This window comes from Thauera sp. AutoDN2 (assembly GCF_051280715.1).
In the GTDB taxonomy this organism is placed as follows: domain Bacteria; phylum Pseudomonadota; class Gammaproteobacteria; order Burkholderiales; family Rhodocyclaceae; genus Thauera.
Genome location: NZ_JBNCAR010000002.1, coordinates 258,943 through 274,970, shown reverse-complemented (window position 1 = coordinate 274,970; position 16,028 = coordinate 258,943). Strand labels below are relative to the sequence as shown.

15 protein-coding genes are annotated in these 16,028 nt (G+C 65.5%); 12 read left to right on the top strand and 3 right to left on the bottom strand.

The annotated features are described in order from the left end of the window. Positions 1 to 365: 365 nt before the first annotated feature. Positions 366 to 1,262 carry a transcriptional activator NhaR gene (gene nhaR, locus ACPT9U_RS02620; protein ID WP_435749776.1) on the bottom strand — a complete coding sequence of 299 codons (897 nt, stop codon included), beginning with the start codon at positions 1,260 to 1,262 and terminating at the stop codon, positions 366 to 368. Between the two features lie 152 nt (positions 1,263 to 1,414). On the opposite strand from nhaR, the gene ACPT9U_RS02615 reads away from it, so the two are divergent. From ACPT9U_RS02615 to tilS, 4 genes are all read left to right on the top strand, one after another. After that, on the top strand, positions 1,415 to 1,753 hold the full coding sequence (locus ACPT9U_RS02615) for an HPF/RaiA family ribosome-associated protein (protein WP_418364192.1): 339 nt from the start codon (positions 1,415 to 1,417) through the stop codon (positions 1,751 to 1,753). A gap of 99 nt (positions 1,754 to 1,852) precedes the next feature. Beyond that, positions 1,853 to 2,518 (top strand): Bax inhibitor-1/YccA family protein, encoded by a 666-nt coding sequence (locus ACPT9U_RS02610; RefSeq protein WP_418364191.1) that lies wholly within the window; start codon positions 1,853 to 1,855, stop codon positions 2,516 to 2,518. A 170-nt stretch (positions 2,519 to 2,688) separates the two neighbouring features. Further along, positions 2,689 to 3,654 (top strand): acetyl-CoA carboxylase carboxyltransferase subunit alpha, encoded by a 966-nt coding sequence (locus ACPT9U_RS02605; RefSeq protein ID WP_418364190.1) that lies wholly within the window; start codon positions 2,689 to 2,691, stop codon positions 3,652 to 3,654. Positions 3,655 to 3,736: 82 nt separating this feature from the next. Then, a complete protein-coding gene (gene tilS, locus ACPT9U_RS02600; protein ID WP_435749775.1) occupies positions 3,737 to 5,059 on the top strand; it encodes a tRNA lysidine(34) synthetase TilS in 1,323 nt (440 codons plus the stop codon). Between the two features lie 3 nt (positions 5,060 to 5,062). Here tilS and ACPT9U_RS02595 read toward each other — a convergent pair whose 3' ends face one another. Then, positions 5,063 to 5,668: a response regulator transcription factor gene (locus tag ACPT9U_RS02595; protein WP_418364188.1), complete on the bottom strand. Its 606-nt coding sequence runs from the start codon at positions 5,666 to 5,668 to the stop codon at positions 5,063 to 5,065. Then, positions 5,661 to 7,673, bottom strand: a complete 2,013-nt coding sequence (locus ACPT9U_RS02590; protein ID WP_435749774.1) for a sensor histidine kinase — start codon at positions 7,671 to 7,673, stop codon at positions 5,661 to 5,663. Before ACPT9U_RS02590 ends, ACPT9U_RS02595 begins: the two co-directional genes overlap by 8 nt. 240 nt (positions 7,674 to 7,913) lie before the next feature. Here ACPT9U_RS02590 and ACPT9U_RS02585 point away from each other — a divergent pair, with 240 nt between their 5' ends. The 8 genes from ACPT9U_RS02585 to ispG all read left to right on the top strand — a co-directional run bounded on the left by ACPT9U_RS02585 (position 7,914) and on the right by ispG (position 16,004). Continuing rightward, complete coding sequence (locus ACPT9U_RS02585) at positions 7,914 to 8,918, top strand: TRAP transporter substrate-binding protein (protein WP_435749773.1); 1,005 nt, start codon at positions 7,914 to 7,916, stop codon at positions 8,916 to 8,918. Between the two features lie 76 nt (positions 8,919 to 8,994). Continuing rightward, a complete protein-coding gene (locus ACPT9U_RS02580) occupies positions 8,995 to 9,690 on the top strand; it encodes a TRAP transporter small permease (protein ID WP_418364185.1) in 696 nt (231 codons plus the stop codon). Positions 9,691 to 9,703: 13 nt separating this feature from the next. Next, positions 9,704 to 10,990, top strand: coding sequence for a TRAP transporter large permease (locus ACPT9U_RS02575; protein ID WP_418364184.1), 1,287 nt, complete (start codon positions 9,704 to 9,706; stop codon positions 10,988 to 10,990). A gap of 221 nt (positions 10,991 to 11,211) precedes the next feature. After that, positions 11,212 to 11,637 (top strand): nucleoside-diphosphate kinase, encoded by a 426-nt coding sequence (ndk, locus tag ACPT9U_RS02570; RefSeq protein ID WP_153160961.1) that lies wholly within the window; start codon positions 11,212 to 11,214, stop codon positions 11,635 to 11,637. Between the two features lie 132 nt (positions 11,638 to 11,769). Beyond that, positions 11,770 to 12,906, top strand: a complete 1,137-nt coding sequence (gene rlmN / locus ACPT9U_RS02565; protein ID WP_435749772.1) for a 23S rRNA (adenine(2503)-C(2))-methyltransferase RlmN — start codon at positions 11,770 to 11,772, stop codon at positions 12,904 to 12,906. Continuing rightward, a complete protein-coding gene (gene pilW, locus ACPT9U_RS02560; RefSeq protein WP_435749771.1) occupies positions 12,903 to 13,712 on the top strand; it encodes a type IV pilus biogenesis/stability protein PilW in 810 nt (269 codons plus the stop codon). Before rlmN ends, pilW begins: the two co-directional genes overlap by 4 nt. A 5-nt stretch (positions 13,713 to 13,717) precedes the next feature. Then, positions 13,718 to 14,734, top strand: a complete 1,017-nt coding sequence (locus ACPT9U_RS02555; RefSeq protein ID WP_435749770.1) for a helix-turn-helix domain-containing protein — start codon at positions 13,718 to 13,720, stop codon at positions 14,732 to 14,734. A gap of 10 nt (positions 14,735 to 14,744) precedes the next feature. After that, positions 14,745 to 16,004 carry a flavodoxin-dependent (E)-4-hydroxy-3-methylbut-2-enyl-diphosphate synthase gene (gene ispG / locus ACPT9U_RS02550; RefSeq protein WP_435749769.1) on the top strand — a complete coding sequence of 420 codons (1,260 nt, stop codon included), beginning with the start codon at positions 14,745 to 14,747 and terminating at the stop codon, positions 16,002 to 16,004. The last annotated feature ends 24 nt before the right edge of the window (positions 16,005 to 16,028 follow it).

The window sequence follows — 16,028 nt, the reverse complement described above, 5'->3', positions numbered from 1 at the left end:
TTCCGATTTTGCAGCACTTCTGCAGCAATTTTGCAGCACTTAGTGCTGCAAAAACTGGTAGCATGAAGTAATGAAGGGTATAGAAGTGCGTTGATTTTATTGATTCTTTGGGCTTAATCCTGCGCCACAAAAGGGGCCGGGGGCAGATTCAAAATCCGCCGCCGCAAGGTGTGTGGGTTCGAGTCCCACTCCCGGCACCAGCTTCAAGCGCTCTCATCGCTGCAGGCGGCTCTTGCGTGCACGGCTGAATCGTCGATCCAGTCCGAGCGCTGCGGCCGGCCCGCGATTCTGTAGCGTGCGTGGCGGAAAATCAAATCTGCCGCCCGGGCCCAGCCGCGGGTTGCGGTCCCCCGCAAACGACGCATTCAGCCGAATTTTGTCTTCTCCCGCGCGGCATCGCTGATGGCGCGGACTGCCGGATGCGTCAGCCTGCGTTCGACCGAGATCGCGTAATAGGTTTCCGTCACGCCACTGGCGTCCCCCAGGAGTACCAAGCCACTCTGGCGGCACAACTGCTCGCCGACCAAGGATGCGCTGGGGAAGATACCTGCGCCGGCCTCCGCGAACGCGCGCATCAGCGCGCTGTCGTCGAATTCGCCCACGATGCGTGGATGCAGGCCGGCCGCTTCGATCCAGCGCAGGAGCGGGCCGCGCACGCTTGCTTCCACCCCCGGCAGCAGCAGGGGGGCGCCGTTGAGCTGTGCCGGGAAGTCGCCCTGCAGCGATGCTGCCAGTTCAGGCGCGGCATAGAAGCCGATGGTCGACTCGCCCAGCGCATGGCTGAACCCGCGTACGCCCATGTTCGGCGGCAGTGGGCTGTCCGCAAGCACCACGTCGAGCTTGTGGATCGCCAACTCACCGAGCAGCGCATCGAACTTGCCTTCCCTGCACACGATTCGCATGGGGTCGGGCAGGTCCAGGGACGGCGCGAGCAGCAGCCAGGCGATGGCCTTGGGGACGACGTCGGCGATCCCCACGCGGAAGGGTACGGTGCGGCCGGTGGCGCGGCTGCGCAGGGCTTCTTCCAGTTCGCTGCCAAGGCGGAAGATCTCTTCCGCATAGTCCAGCACCATGCGCCCGGTTTCGGTCAACTCCAGCCCCCGCCCCTGGCGCTTGAAAAGGTTGACGCCGAGGTCCGTTTCCAGACTGGCGATCTGGCCCGACAGAGTTTGTGGGGCGAGTCCGGAACGTTCTGCCGCGCGCACGATCCCACCCGCACGTGCCACGGCCCAGAAGTGGTGCAGCTGTTTGTAGTTGAGCATGGCAGTGTCCCCGGATGGCTGGCGTGGTCAATACTTCGAAAAAATCAGATGAACATTCTGTTGAACTGAGATTTTATCGAACAGTCTGAGCGGTAGTATCCATCGGAGCACAGGGCCCGATGGATCCGTGTGACAACAACAGGAGACTGAACATGCGTATCGACCTGCAATGCGATGGTGTTGAAGCCGCCCCCGGCCTGCGCGAATACGTGGCGCGTCGAATGAAATTCGCAGTCGGCCGTTTCCGCGACCACATCCAGTGGGCGCGCGTGAAAGTCGCCGACGTGAACGGTCCCAAGGGCGGCGTCGACAAGCGTTGCGTGGTACAACTGCGACTGCGCAACCTGCCCGACGTGGTGTTCGCCATCAACCAGCTCGACGTGCGCGCCGCGGTCGATGAAGCGGCCGACCGGGTCGCCCGCGTACTCGCGCAGCGCGTGCGCCGCCATCAGCGTCCCGATCGCACGGCCGGGGCCGTCATGCCGGCCTGAGTTTCGCCGCAGGCCATCGCCTGAACGGCCGGGCAGTGCCACGTGTCGGGACCGGCCCCAAAACAATTCACACTCTCTTCCTTAGGAGGACATTCGATCATGGAAAACCGCATCACAGGCTTCGGCCGTGCCGAGGCTTCGGTCCTGCAGACCAACAAGGTCATCCGCAACACTTACATGCTGCTGTCGCTGACGCTCGCGTTCTCGGCGCTGACTGCCGGTGTGTCGATGGCGATGGGCGCGCCGCGCCTGGGCATCCTGATCACCCTGGCCGGTTACTTCGGCCTGCTGTTCGCCACGACCAAGTTCCGTAACAGCAGCCTCGGTGTCGTCTTCGTGTTCGCGCTGACCGGCTTCATGGGCTTCACGCTCGGCCCGATCATCTCTGCCTACCTGTCGCTGCCGAATGGCAGCAGCATCGTGATGCAAGCCATGGCCGGCACGGCGGCGATCTTCCTGGGCCTGTCCGCCTATGCGCTGACCACCAAGAAGGACTTCTCCTTCATGGGCGGCTTCCTGATGGTGGGTATCCTGGTGGCCTTCCTCGCTGGCCTGGGCGCGATCTTCTTCTCGATCCCGGCGCTCTCGCTGACCGTGTCCGCCGCCTTCGTGCTGCTGATGTCGGGGCTGATCCTGTATGAGACCAGCAACATCATCCATGGTGGTGAAACCAACTACATCATGGCAACCGTGTCGCTGTTCGTGTCGATCTTCAACCTCTTCACCAGCCTGCTGCACCTGCTGGGCTTCGCCAACAACGAGTGACCCCCTCCTCCCCGGTCACGACCGGGCCGAGGCGCACCGGGGCGGCTGCCGCAAGGCGCCGCCCCGGTGTTCTTTTGAGGTCTGCCTGCTTTTGCGCCGCAGCATGCAGTGCTCGCGTGGCACAACGCAGGCGTTACAATGGCGGACATTTTTGACTTGGACAGGCCGGGATGAAGACCACCTTTCTCGATTTCGAAACGGCGATCTCCGAACTTGAGGAAAAGATCGACCAGCTGCGTTTCGTGCAGGACGATCCGGCGGTCGACATCTCCGACGAGATCAAGCGGCTCGAGACCAAGAGCCAGTCGCTGACCAAGGATCTTTACGCCAAACTGACGCCCTGGCAGGTCGCCCAAGTGGCGCGTCACCCGCAGCGTCCCTACACGCTCGATTACGCGAGCCTGATCTTTACCGACTTCCAGGAACTGCACGGCGACCGCAGCTACGCCGACGACAAGGCCATCGTCGGCGGCCTGGCGCGCTTCAATGGCCAGGCCTGCGTGGTGATCGGCCATCAGAAGGGGCGCGATACCAAGGAAAAGATCGCGCGCAACTTCGGCATGCCGCGGCCCGAGGGCTACCGGAAGGCCATGCGCCTGATGAAGATGGCCGAGAAGTTCGCGCTGCCGGTGTTCACCTTCGTCGATACGCCGGGTGCCTATCCCGGCATCGGCGCCGAGGAACGCGGCCAGTCAGAGGCGATCGGCCACAGCATCTACCTGATGGCCGAGCTCAAGACGCCGATCATCAGCACCATCATCGGCGAAGGCGGTTCGGGTGGCGCGCTCGCGATCGCGGTGGCCGATCAGGTGCTGATGCTGCAGTACTCGGTCTACTCGGTGATCTCGCCCGAGGGCTGCGCCTCCATCCTTTGGAAGAGCGCAGAAAAGGCCGCTGATGCTGCCGAGACCATGGGCATCACCGCACAGCGCCTGAAGTCGCTCGATCTGGTCGACAAGGTCGTGGACGAGCCGGTGGGCGGCGCGCATCGTGATCCGCGCGTGATGGCGGCGACCCTGAAACGCGCACTGACCGATGCCTTACGCGAGCTCGAGGTGCTGACGCCGTCCGAGCTGGTTGCTCAGCGCTACGAGAAGCTGATGCGCTACGGTCGCTTCAAGGACAAGGCGGCCTGAGGCCTTATCGCGCCTGGGGCCGGCGGCATTGCGCTTGCGCCTCGGGTGGCGCGTGTCCTGGAGCCGGCGCTGGCAGCGCACCGTGACCGTCACCGACGTACCCGCCGCAGTTTCGGCTGCGCTGCGCCTTGCAGGCGTGGGGCAGGGGAGCCGGCTGTGCTGTGCGCTCTCCGGGGGGGTTGATTCCGTCGTCCTGTTCGAGGCCTTGCGCGTAGTGCAGGGAGCGCTCGGGTTTTCGCTCAGCGCAGCCCACGTTCACCACGGCCTGAGCGGGAACGCACCGGCCTGGGCCGAGGCTTGTCGGGTGCGCTGCGCGCAGGCTGGCGTTCCGTTTCAGATCCTTGCGGTGGAGGTTGTACGCGATGGGGGGCAGGGGCTCGAGGCCGCCGCCCGCAGCGTGCGCCTGGCGGCACTGCGGGCGTTGCCCTGTGACTGGCTGGTGTTCGGCCATCACCAGGATGATCAGGCCGAAACCCTGCTGTTCCGTCTGTTCCGTGGCGCAGGTGTGCGGGGCGCCTCGGCCATGCAGGCGCTGCAGCCTGCCGCAGGCGGAGTCCCCGGCAGCCTGCGCCCCCTCCTGGGGCTGCGTCGGGCGCAGATCGTCGGCTGGGCGCGCGCTTGCGGCCTCGACTGGGTGGAGGACGAAAGCAACGCTGACCTGCACTTCACCCGCAATGCGATCCGCCATCGCCTGCTGCCGGTGGCGGGCGAGATCTTTCCCGCCGCGGTGCCTGCGCTGGCACGCGCAGCCGCGAATTTCGCAGAGGCCGATACGCTGCTTGGGGCGCTGGCGGAAATCGATCTGCAGGCCTGCGGAGGGGAGGCGCTCTCGCGTACCGCGCTGCGCGGGCTGAGTGCCGCGCGTCAGGCCAACCTCGTGCGCTGGCGGATGCAGGCGGCGGGCGTGCAGGCGCCCCCGGCGCGCAGACTGGCTGAAGCGCTACGCCAACTGGACGCGCTACCCGCCGAACGCGCGCTCGACATCGGGCTCGGTGCGTGGGCCTTGCGCGCTTACCGCGACCGTGTGTGGCTGGAGCCGGCGCAAGGACCGCTGCCCGCGCCCCGCGCGTGGGTGGGCGAGGCGGTGCTGCCCTGGGCCGGAGATTCGGTGCGTTTCGAATCCGTGGTGGGTGAAGGGCTGAGCCTCGCGCGCCTGGAGGGTGCAGCGCAGCGTGTGCTGGCGCCGCGGCAGGTCGGCATGCGGCTGCGCTTGTCCGCACAGCGTCCGCGGCGAGAGCTGCGCAAGCTGTGCCAGGAGGCCGGCATCCCGGTCTGGCTGCGTGAGCGCCTGCCGGTGCTCTGGGTGGACGGGGTGCCGGCCTGGGTCGGCGGCCTGGGGGGGGCGGTGGAGTTCTCCGCCGCTGAGGACGAGCCTGGAGTGGTGTTGCGCTGGCCGGCGGGCTGAGTATCAGCCGCGCAGCGTGGTCAGCAACTGCGCCAGCTCGACCGCCGAGCGCACCGCCATCTTGTCGAAGATGCGCGAGCGATGCGCCTCCACCGTACGCATCGAGATCGCCAGTTCGTCGGCGATGACCTTGTTGTACTTGCCCTCGAGGATCAGGTTCATCACCTCTCGTTCGCGCTGTGTCAGCGTCGACAGCCGCGCTTCCACCGTTTCCCGACTGGCGGCTGCGCGCAGGCGCTCGTTGTCGGCGGCGAGGGCTTTCTCGACCAGATCGACGAGGTCATGATCGTTGAATGGCTTCTCGATGAAGTGGAACGCCCCTTTCTTCAGCGCCGAAACGGCCATCGGTACGTCGCCGTGACCGGTGATGAAGATAACCGGCAGCTCGCAGCCGCGCGCGAGCAGGGTGTCGAAGCACTCCAGGCCGGTCATGCCCTGCATGCGGATGTCGAGCACGATGCAGCCGCGCCACTCCGGCTGCCAGGCCTGCAGGAACTCCTCGCCGCCCGGCCAGGTCCGGCACGCGACGCCGCGCGTCTTGAACAGCCATTGCAGGGCATCGCGAATGGCTTCGTCGTCGTCGATGATGTGGGTGCAGGCATCAGTCATGCGCGTCGTTCTCAACGGGGAGCGATAGGGTGAAGATGGTACCGCCCCCGGGGCGGGCACCGAAAGCCAGGCGGCCGTGGTGGAGCTCCGCGATCGAGCGGCAGATGTTCAGCCCCATGCCCATGCCCTCCTGCTTGGTGCTGAAGAAAGGCTCGAAGAGCCGCGCTGCGGCCTCCTCGCTGATGCCCGTGCCGCGGTCGCCGACGGCCACGTTGACGAAGCGGCCTTCCTGGCCCGTGCAGATGTCGACGCTGCGCGCGGCGAGCGGGGTGTCATGCATCGCATCCATCGCGTTGCGCACCAGGTTGACCAGGATCTGCTCGATCATCACCGCGTCCGCAGGCACGCTTGGCAGTGCGGGGGCCAGCTGAACGCGCAGCTGAACATGGCGCTTGCGCGCGTCCGCCTCGATCAGGCCGACTGCGTCGCGCACCACGCCGTTCAGGTCGAGCGGCACCCGCTTGGGCTCCGAGCGGCGCACAAAGTCATGCACCCTGCGGATGATCTCACCCGCACGTCGTGCCTGCCGGCCGATGCGCTCCTGAATGTCGAGCAGTTCTCCACGGTCGATGGGCTGCGCGCTCTCGAGGCGATTGACGCAGCCGCTGCTGTAGCTCGCGATCGCTGCCAGCGGCTGGTTGAGTTCGTGCGCGAGCGTGGAGGCCATCTCGCCCATGGTGATCAGGCGCGAACTCTGCTGCAGGCGCTCCTCCTGCTGCCGTGCCTGCTCGCGTGCACGCTTCTGCTCGGTAATGTCGAGCACTGAACCCATCCATCCCGAATGCCGGCCAGCGGCGTCGATGAGCGGCGCTTCGAAGACGAGCGCGTCGAGCGCCTCACCGTTCTTGCGCCGCAGCCGGACCTCGGTGCCCTCGGGGTCGCTGCCCGCAGCCATGATCTGGCGATGCAGCTCGAGGGTCTGCTCCAGGTTCTCCGGGTCCCAGTACGGCATGGGTGGCCGGAGCCCGATCAGCTCCTCGCGCTCGAAGCCTGTCATCCGGCAGAAGGCGGAGTTGACGTAGGTGAGCCGCCCGTCCAGATCACGGGCGCGCATGCCGGTGAGCATCGAATCCTCCATCGCCTTGCGGAAGGCTGATTCGGAGCGCAGTGCGAGCTCGGCCTCCTGACGTCGGGCGAGCTGGCGGCGCAACTGGGTCACGCTCCAGACGATGATGATCGCGAGCAGGACGATCGATGCCCCCAGCAACATCGGTATCCAGCGCGTGTCGGATCGGTACGCGGTGATCTGCAGCATCAACCCATGACCTGGGGGGTCGAAGGGCATGGTGTAGGCGAGGCTGGAGGAGACCGGTGCAACCTTGGATTTGGAGGCGATCTCCCTTTCGTCGGCATCGAGCACGGCCACCCGGTAGCGTTCGGAAAACCACCACGGCAGTTCGCGCATGACCAGGTCGGGCAGCGAATAGACGCCTACCACGACGCCGAGCGGTTCGTCATCAGACCAAACCGGCACATACACGTCGAACAGCGGCAGGCCGCCGGGGCCGATGTAGTGCGCCCCATACACTGCGCGCCCGATGCTGCTCGCGAGGCGGAAACCCGTTTCGCGCGCGTCGGCCTGGCTTTCGCCGTTGCCGCTGCGGGCTGGAGGGGGGCGGTCGCCCGTCAGCGGTGGGATGGCGCCAGCCAGCTTGCCTTCGGGGGATAGCCACAGGATGCGGATCAAGCCACGCTCCTGGCCGAGAAGGGCTGCGACGCGGGCCTCGGTCTGGGGCTCGAGTGCTTGCGGGCCGAACAGTTCGGGGCCGATTTCCTGCAGATGGATCTCGTTGCGGTCGAGATGGAAGCGCAGGTTCTGCTCCATCCACAGCACGTCGTTGATCAGGGTCGTGCGCTGCTCGTCGGCGTCGTAGGCGCGGGTCAGCCAGACCAGGGCGGCAATGGCAGCGAGGAACAGCGCGAGGCTCAGGTACGGCAGGTACTGCAGCCACTGGCGGCGCGGGAGGTGCGGGAAGGGCGAAAGATGGGAGACTGGGGCGTTCATGTGCCGGGTGGAGAGGCGCCGGGTAAAGAAGAGGTGTCGGGGCGAGGGTGGCTGAGGAGGGCGGGTCGTGGCAGGCGGCCTGCGGTTTTCACGGTTGCGGACATCCACAATAGCAGTCCGCCGGACCCGAAAGGATACTGATTCAGGGCACAGCAAAACTTATCGCCGTGTCCCTCACGCGCCCGGCAGCCGCCGGAACGCTCAAGGAATTCAAGCCGTTCTCTCGGAGGAGATGTGTTCATGAAGATTCGTGCGCTTCTGGTTGGCCTGGCGGCCGTGGGACTATCGGCAACTGCGGTTGCAGCAGACCCGATCGTGATCAAGTTCAGCCACGTCGTGGCCCAGGACACGCCCAAGGGTAAGGCCGCGGAAAAATTCAAGGAGTTGGCCGAGCAGTACACCAACGGCGCGGTCAAGGTCGAGGTCTACGCCAACAGCACGCTGTACAAGGACAAGGAAGAGATGGAAGCACTGCAACTCGGCGCCGTCCAGTTGCTCGCACCGTCGCTCGCCAAGTTCGGCCCTCTGGGTGTGCGTGAGTTCGAGGTTTTCGACCTGCCCTACATCTTCGACGGCTACGCCACGCTGCACAAGATCACCAAGGGGGCGGCCGGCCAGCAACTGCTCGCCAAGCTCGAGCCCAAGGGCATCAAGGGGCTGGCGTTCTGGGACAACGGCTTCAAGTCCCTCTCGGCCAACTCGCCGATCCGCACGCCCGACGACCTGAAGGGCAAGAAGATGCGCATCCAGTCGTCCAAGGTGCTCGAGGAGCAGATGCGCACCGTCAAGGCGCTGCCGCAGGTGATGGCATTCTCAGAGGTGTACCAGGCGCTGCAGACCGGCGTGGTCGATGGCACCGAGAACCCGCATTCCAACCTGTTCACCCAGAAGATGCATGAAGTGCAGAAGCACATGACGCTGACGGACCATGGCTATCTGGGCTATGCCGTCATCACCAACAAGAAGTTCTGGGAGGGCCTGCCCGCAGAAGTTCGCACCCAGCTCGACAAGGCGATGGCCGAGTCGACCGACTATGCGAACCAGATCGCGAAGGAAGAGAACGACAAGGCTCTCGAGGGCGTGCGTGCTTCCGGCAAGACCGAGATCTACACGCCGACCGCAGAAGAGAAGGCTGCCTTCATGAAGGCACTTGCCCCGGTGCACAAGAAGATGGAGTCGCGCATCGGCGCCGACCTGATTCAGTCGATCTACAAGGAAACCGGCTTCGATCCCTCCAAGCTGTAATCGAGTCTTCTAGACGCCCAGTAGCGCCCGTCAGGCCACGCAGACCAGACGGGCGTTTTTTCGGGGGAAAACAATCATGAACAAGCTTCTCGACCGCCTCGAGGAGTTCATCATCGGCGCCCTGATGGCAGTGGCGACGATCGTGATCTTCATCTCGGTGGTGCACCGCTATATGTCCGGGTACGAAATCCCGGGGCTGCAGGACTGGCTGCTCGAGCTGAACGTCGGCTGGGCGCAGGAGTTCTGCATCATCCTTTTCGTGTGGATGGCGAAGTTCGGCGCCGCCTATGGCGTGCGCACCGGCATCCACGTCGGCGTCGACATCCTGGTGAACAAGCTCACTGGTGCTTCGCGAGCCGCCCTCATCCAGACCGGTCTGGTGTGCGGGGTGGTCTTCACCGGTCTCATCGGCCTCTTCGGCGCGCTCTTCGTGTGGGAGAACGGCCTGGCCTACGAGACCCTGACCCTGCTCGGTCGTGACGCCGGAGATTTCTTCGAAGGTCCGACGACGCCCGATCTCGAGTGGCCGACCTGGATCGTGTACTCCGCAGTGCCGCTGGGTTCCTTTCTGATGTGCTACCGCTTCGTGCAGGTGATGGTGAGCTTCGCCCGTACAGGCGAATTGCCCACGCACGATCACGGTCATGTCGAAGGTCTGGACGAAGACGACGACGAAAGCGTGCTGCTCGGCGGAGAGGCGATCTCCATCGCCGAGGACATCGAGCACGCTCGCCATGACGGGGACGTGAAGCGTCCGGGTCAGGGCAAGTGAGGAGGACGAAGAAATGACCAATACGATTGCAATCTTCGGCCTGCTCGTCGTCCTCATGGCGATCGGCATGCCGGTGGGTGTGGCGCTCGGCCTCACCGTGCTGAGTTTCATGTTCATCTTCACCGACGTGCCGCTAGAGTCCGTGGCGCTCAAGATGTTCACCGGCATCGAGAAGTTCGAGATCATGGCGATCCCGTTCTTCATCCTCGCGGGCAACTTCCTCACCCACGGCGGGGTGGCGCGGCGCATGATCAACTTCGCCACCGCCATGGTCGGCCACCTGCGTGGCGGCCTGGGCATGTCGGCGGTGCTGGCCTGCGCGCTGTTTGCCGCGGTGTCGGGTTCGAGCCCGGCCACCGTGGTGGCGATCGGCTCGATCCTCATTCCGGCCATGATCAAGCAGGGCTACCCGGTGCGCTTCGGTGCCGGCGTGGTGGCTTCGGCCGGCGGTCTGGGCATCCTGATTCCGCCGTCCATCGTCATGGTGATGTATTCGGTGACGACCAACTCCTCGGTCGGTGCGCTGTTCATGGCGGGCGTGATTCCGGGCCTGCTGCTGGCCTTCATGCTCGGGCTGACTACCTGGTACGTGGCGCGCAAGAACAACTACCCGGTGATGCCGTCGGCAACTTGGGGCGAGCGCATCAAGCACTTCCGCAAGGCCTTCTGGGGCCTGATGCTGATCGTCGTGGTGATGGGCGGTATCTACTCGGGCATGTTCACCCCGACCGAGGCTGCGGCGATGAGCGCGGTGTATGCCTTCTTCATTGCGGTGTTCGTGTATAAGGATCTGACCTTCAAGCAGATCCCGCGGGTGCTGCTGGATTCGGCGAACATGAGCGCGATGCTGCTGTTCATCATCGCCAGCGCGGTACTGTTCTCCTTCATCCTGACCAGCGAGCAGATCCCTCAGCGCATGGCCGACGCCATCGTCGCCAGCGGCATGGGGCCGATCGGCTTCCTGATCGTGGTGAACATCCTGCTGCTGGTGGCTGGCGCGCTGATGGAGCCGTCATCGATCATCCTGATCCTGGCGCCGATTCTTTTCCCGGTTGCGGTGGCGCTGGGGATCGATCCGATCCACTTCGGCGTCATGATCGTGGTGAACATGGAAATCGGCATGATCACGCCGCCGGTAGGGCTGAACCTGTTCGTCGCCAGCGGCGTGACCAAGGCCGGCCTGACCGAGATGAGCAAGGCAGTCATGCCGTGGCTGTACACGATGCTGGTGTTCCTGATGCTGATCACTTACATCCCGAGCATTTCCACCTTCCTGCCCAAGGCGCTCGGCATGATGTAAGCGTCCTGGCCCGGTCGCGTCAGGCGATTCGGGGGGCTGGTCGCTGCAATCCCCGCGGGGCGGTCAAGCCCGGCGGGGATTTGCGCTTTTGACGGCCGCGCATTTGCGCCGGCTTACATTCGCACGCACCGCGTGCGCATCGGTGTCACGCGAAACCTGTTAAAATTTCGCGCTTTTTTCTTAACCTCGCGCTTCGTACAAGCGCAGTCCCGGAGTTTTCCATGGCAATCGAACGCACCCTGTCCATCATCAAGCCTGACGCCGTCGCCAAGAACGTGATCGGCCAGATCTACGCCCGCTTCGAAGGCGCTGGCCTCAAGGTCATCGCCGCCAAGATGGCTCACCTGTCCGAGCGTGAGGCCGGCGAGTTCTACGCCGTGCACAAGGAGCGTCCCTTCTTCAAGGATCTGGTGTCCTTCATGACCTCCGGCCCGGTGATGATCCAGTGCCTGGAAGGCGAGAATGCCATCGCCAAGAACCGTGAACTGATGGGCGCCACCGACCCGAAGAAGGCCGACAAGGGCACCATCCGCGCCGATTTCGCCGAGTCGATCGACGCCAACGCCGTGCACGGCTCCGACGCGCCCGAGACGGCTGCCGTGGAAGTGGCGTTCTTCTTCCCGGGCATGAACGTTTACTCGCGCTGAGCGGTCCGTACCAACGGCCCGTCGCGCACGCTTCGCGGTGCCTTCCGCACCGCGTGCGGCGTGTTCGGGCCGTTTGCATTACGGTCGGTCCGTCATTGCGGGCCTCCGCTACCGACAAGTGAAGTTTCAGGCATGAGCACTCCCAATCCGGTCAATCTGCTCGATTTCGACGTCGACGGCCTCGTCGCCTGGTTTGCCGGGCTGGGCGAGAAGCCGTTCCGTGCCCGCCAGGTGATGCGCTGGATGCATCACGAGGGTTGCGACGATTTCGATGCGATGACCGACGTCGCCAAATCCCTGCGCGCCAAGCTCAAGGACATCGCCGTGATCCGCCCGCCGGTGCCGGTGCGCGACTCGATCTCGGCCGACGGCACGCGCAAGTGGCTGCTCGACGTGGGTAACGCCAACGCGGTCGAGACCGTGTTCATCCCTGAAACCAGCCGCGGCACGCTGTGTGTGTCGTCGCAGGCCGGCTGTGCGCTCGACTGCGCTTTCTGCTCGACCGGCAAGCAGGGCTTCAACCGCAACCTCAGCGCGGCGGAGATCATTGGCCAGCTCTGGCTGGCCAACAAGCTGCTCGGTGCCGCCCGCGATGAAGCGCAGGATCTCGAAACCGGCGAGAAGGACAACGGGCGCATCATCAGCAACGTCGTGATGATGGGCATGGGCGAGCCGCTCGCCAACTTCGACAATGTCGTCACTGCGTTGCGCCTGATGCTCGACGACCACGCCTACGGCTTGTCGCGCCGCCGCGTCACGGTGTCGACCTCTGGCATCGTGCCGGCGATGGATCGCCTGCGCGAGGAATGTCCGGTGGCGCTTGCGGTCTCGCTGCACGCCTCCAACGACACGCTGCGCGACCGTCTCGTGCCGATCAACCAGAAATATCCCTTGCGCGAACTGATGGCCGCCTGCCAACGTTACCTCGAGCGCGCGCCGCGCGATTTCGTCACCTTCGAGTACGTGATGCTCGACGGCGTCAACGATAGCGATGCGCACGCGCGAGAGCTGGTGGCGCTGGTGCGCGACACGCCGTGCAAGTTCAACCTGATACCGTTCAATCCTTTCCCGAACTCGGGTTTCCAGCGTTCACCCGCGGAGCGTATCCGCCGCTTTGCCGGTATCCTGATCGACGCCGGAATCGTGACCACGACGCGCAAGACCCGCGGAGACGATGTCGACGCGGCTTGCGGTCAGCTCGCCGGACAGGTTCAGGACAAGACCCGGCGCACGGTTCGGCTGCAGCCGGTCATGGAGGAACGCAAATGAAATCCAGATGGATGCTCGCCGCACTCGCGGCCGCCACGCTCACGGTGGGGGGGTGCGCCACGCAGCAGGGGGGCGGGGTAGCCGAGCCGTCTTCCACAGGGAGTCGGCCGATGTCGGACCTCACGCCGACCACCCCGCTCGAGCGCAGTGCGCGCGTACATGTGGACCTGGGCATGGCCTACTTCGAGATCGGTCGCTACGACGTGGCGATCGACGAAGCGCGTGTCGCCCTCGCCAGCAGCCCTTCGTATGCGCCGGCCTTCCACCTGCTCGGCTTGGCCTACATGCTCATCGAGGAGAACACCGGCGCGCGCGAGAACTTCGAGCGCGCGCTGCGTGAAGCACCGGGCGATCCCGATTTCAACAACAGCTATGGCTGGTTCCTGTGCACCCAGGGGCAGATCCCGCAGGGGCTGGAGCGGCTCGCGATCGCTGCGCGCAACCCTTATTACCGCTATCCCACCCGCCCGCTCACCAACGCTGGTCTGTGTCATTTGCGTGCGAACGAGGATGCCGCGGCGGAGGTGCAGTTCGTGCGTGCGGTCCAGGCGGACCCGGCCAACGGTGACGCGATCTACCAACTCGCTGACATCGCTTACCGGGGCGGTCGTTACGAAGAGGCGCGCAGCCATCTCATCCGTCTCCACCAGCAGCAGGGGCCGAGTCCCGCGTCGGCCTGGCTGGGCTTGCGTACCGAGCGCCGCCTGGGCAACGGAGATGCCGAACAGAGCTACGCCGCGCAGTTGCGCAGCCGCTTCGGCGAATCGCCTGAAACCAAACTGCTCGAGCGGGGGGCGTACGAGTGAGCGACATGCAAGATCAGAGCCTGCACAAGCCTGCGACCATGGTGTCCTCGCCCGGGACAGTGTTGCGCGGCGCGCGTGAAGCGCGCGGGGAGAGCGTGGGCGAGGTGGCCTTTGCGCTCAAACTCAGCCCGCGCCAGATCGACGCGATGGAGAACGACGATTTCGCGGCCCTCCCGGGCATGGCCTTCGTGCGTGGCTTCATGCGCAACTATGCGCGCTACCTCGGCATCGACGCTGCCCCCCTGCTGGAGGCGGTGCAGCGCCTGGTCGATGTCGATACGCCGGACCTGTCGCCGATCCGTAATGCCGAAGGGCAGATCCCCATGGGGGACGCGCGTCGTAGCGGAGGCTTTCCGTTTGGCGTGGTGGTCGTGCTTCTGGCGGTGGCCCTTGCCGTCGGCTGGTATTTCGATTGGTTCCGTACCGAGCCGGTGACCGCGGTTCTGGAGCCTGCGCCCGACTTCGCGCCGGCTCCGGTGCAGCCGCTCGACATGCCGACTGCGGAGCCGGCGCTGCCGCCCGCAGCGGCGGAGGACGATTCGGCTGCACAGCAGGCGGCTGCCGTGAAGCCGGATGCCGGCGGTGCAGTGGACCAGGTCGACGGAAAGGACTCGGCTGCCGAAGCGTCGGCTCCGGCTCCGGCTCCGGCTCCGGCTCCGGCTGTGGCGCCGGCAGCCGAAGCGACCGCCCCCGCAGGCGTGGAGAACGAAACGAACGCAGCGGATGCGGCGGGTACCGAAGCGCCGGAGCCCGCCGCCGCGCTGGTGGATGGGGCCGAAGCGACTGCCGGAACGCTTGGCTTCCGGTTTGCGGCCGACTCGTGGATCGAGGTGCGTGACGGCAAGGGCACGATCCTGCATTCCGGCGTCAACCGGGCGGGGAGCGCGCGCACGGTGCAAGGCACGCCCCCGTTCGCGCTGGTGGTGGGCAACTCCGCCAGTGTGACCCTCGAACACGACGGCAAGCCGGTCGATCTCGCGGCACATACGCGCGGCTCGGTTGCACGTCTGACCCTTCCCTGAAGAACGACCCATGAATCCGCAACAGGACCTCGAACCGATCGAAACCGGCGCACTTGGTCGCCACCGCACCCGCGCGGTGCGGGTGGGGCAGGTGCTCATCGGCGGTGATGCGCCGGTGGTGGTGCAGTCGATGACCAACACGGACACCGCCGACGTGCTCGCCACCGCGATGCAGGTTGCCGAACTGGCGCGAGCGGGTTCCGAGATCGTGCGCATCACGGTCAACAACGAGGCCGCGGCGGCGGCGGTGCCGAAGATCCGCGATCGCCTGCTCGCGCTCAACATGGACGTGCCGCTGGTCGGCGATTTTCACTACAACGGTCACAAGCTGCTCACGGATTTCCCGGCCTGTGCCGAGGCGCTCGCCAAGCTGCGCATCAACCCGGGCAACGTGGGTGCGGGTGCCAAGCGCGACCCGCAGTTCGCCGCCATCGTCGAACTCGCCTGCCGCTACGACAAGCCGGTGCGCATCGGCGTCAACTGGGGCAGCCTCGACCAGTCGGTGCTCGCGCGCATCATGGACGAGAACGCCAGGCGTGCGGAGCCGCGCGACGCCGGCGCGGTGATGCGCGAGGCGCTCGTGGTTTCCGCGCTCGAATCCGCCGCCAGAGCCGAGGAATACGGCCTCGGCCGCGACCGCATCATCCTCTCCGCAAAGGTCTCCAGCGTGCAGGACCTGATCGCGGTGTACCGCGACCTCGCGCGCCGCAGCGACTACGCGCTGCACCTCGGGCTCACCGAGGCCGGCATGGGCAGCAAGGGCATCGTCGGCTCCACCGCCGCGCTTGCGGTGTTGCTGCAGGAGGGCATCGGCGACACCATCCGCATCTCGCTCACCCCTGAGCCGGGCGGCAGCCGGACGCAGGAGGTTGTGGTCGCGCAGGAGATCCTGCAGACCATGGGCCTGCGCGCCTTCACGCCCATGGTTACCGCCTGCCCGGGCTGCGGGCGGACCACCAGCACCTTCTTCCAGGAGCTTGCCTCGGGCATCCAGGCGTATGTGCGTGCGCAGATGCCGGTTTGGCGCGACCAGTACGATGGCGTGGAGAACATGACGCTCGCCGTGATGGGCTGTGTGGTCAATGGTCCGGGCGAGTCCAAGCATGCGAACATCGGCATCTCGCTGCCCGGTACCGGCGAGTCACCGGCGGCGCCGGTATATGTGGACGGCGAAAAGGTGGTGACCTTGCGCGGCGACAACATCGCAGCCGAGTTCAAGGCCATCGTGGACAACTACGTGGCCACCCGATACGTCAAGAAGGGCACCTGAGCGCCCCGATCGAGAACGACAACC